The sequence below is a fragment of the Streptomyces sp. NPDC002845 genome, assembly GCF_053591955.1.
Window position 1 is genome coordinate 1 of the sequence record NZ_JBSFUU010000228.1, and the last position, 1,625, is coordinate 1,625.

Annotated in this window: 1 protein-coding gene; it reads left to right on the forward strand. The window is 68.9% G+C overall.

The features are described 5' to 3' along the window. Nucleotides 1-86 precede the first annotated feature (86 nt). Nucleotides 87-1,475: an IS1380 family transposase gene (locus tag ACWD3C_RS48520; RefSeq protein WP_451155229.1), complete on the forward strand. Its 1,389-nt coding sequence runs from the start codon at nt 87-89 to the stop codon at nt 1,473-1,475. Nucleotides 1,476-1,625: the final 150 nt, after the last annotated feature.

Consider the following 1,625-nt stretch of genomic DNA (forward strand, 5'->3'; position numbering starts at 1 on the left):
GGAGAAATAGGAAGAGGTGCCTGCTGACCTGCGATAATGGGAGTTCCTACGCTTCCATCAGCCGCACACAGCAAGGCACCTCTGAAGTGAAAGTCTCCCACAGCCCGGCGACGCTGTTCGCCGCCTTCGACGACGCCGACCTCATCGCACATGCCGGGCTGGTCCCCACGATCCGGCTGGCCGAGCGGTGCGGCCTGCCCGCTCTGGTGGCCGGGAAAGTGAAGCTGACCGGTGCGAAGAACGGTGCCGGGACGGCCGCCGAGGCGAAGGCCATGAGCATCGTGGGCGGGATGACGGCCGGGGCGGACAGCATCGACGACCTGGACGTGCTGCGGCACGGTGCGCTGGCCCGGTTGTTCGGCGAGGTGCGTGCCCCGTCGACGCTGGGCACGTTCCTGCGCGCGTTCACCTGGGGGCACGTGCGGCAACTGGAGTCCGCCGCACGGGCGTTCACCTGCAACCTTGCCGCACACATCGGCCTGGTGCCCACCGGGGACGAGGTGGCGTTCGTCGACATCGACTCCAAGGTCAAGCAGGTCTACGGCCCGGCCAAGCAGGGCGCCTCTTTCGGCTACACCAAGCAGCGCGGCCTGCACTTCCAGATCGTCACGGTCAAGACGGGCACCTGCGCGCCGGTGATCGTGGCAACGAGGCTACGCAAGGGCTCTGCCAACTCCGGCAAGGGTGCGGCGAGTCTGCTGCGCGAGGCGCTGGCCACGGTGCGGGCGATGGGTATCACCGCGCAGATCATCGTCCGCGCCGACTCCGCGTACTTCTCCCACAAGGTCGTCGAGGTCTGCCGCAAGGCCGGCGCACGCTTCTCCCTCGCGGTCGCGGTCAGGAAGAAGATCCGTGAGGCCGTCGCACACATCGCCGAGGACGCCTGGACGCCGATCAAGTACGCTGCCGCCGTCTGGGACGCCGAGGAGGAACGCTGGATCTCCGACGCCGAGATCGCCGAGGTCCCCTTCACCGCGTTCACCAGCAAGAAGAAGGCGTTTCACGCCACCGCCCGGCTGATCGTGCGCCGGGTCAAGCGCCTGAACCCCAAGAGCGTGCCCGAGGGGCAGGCCGAGCTGTTCGGCGTCTGGCGCCACCACGTCATCTTCACCGACAGCCCGTTCGTCCTGGCCCAGGCCGAACCCATGCACCGCGAACACGCCCAGGCCGAGCAGGTCTTCGCCGACCTGGAGGACTCCGCGCTCGCCCACCTGCCGTCGGGGAAGTTCACCGCGAACGCCGCCTGGCTCACCCTCGCAGCCGCCGCCTACAACCTCACCCGGGCCGCCGGCCACCTCGCCTCCGTCTTCCACGCCAGGGCGCGGACCGGCACCATCCGCCGCCACCTGATCAACATCCCCGCCCGGATCGCCACCAGCGCCCGCCGCCTCACCCTCCACCTGCCCAGGCACTGGCGCTGGGAAGACGACTTCACTGACCTGTGGACAGCGACCGGACAGCGCATGCGCACCTGAACCACACGACCGCCCTGCCCGCCCACGACCCGAAAGATCTTGGAGACCCCGCACCGGACGGCCACCCGGCGATCACCGCTGCCCGCACCCCGAAGAAACACCCCGAACCCGCCCGACACCCGTGATCAGAATTCACGCGGTGGATCGAGG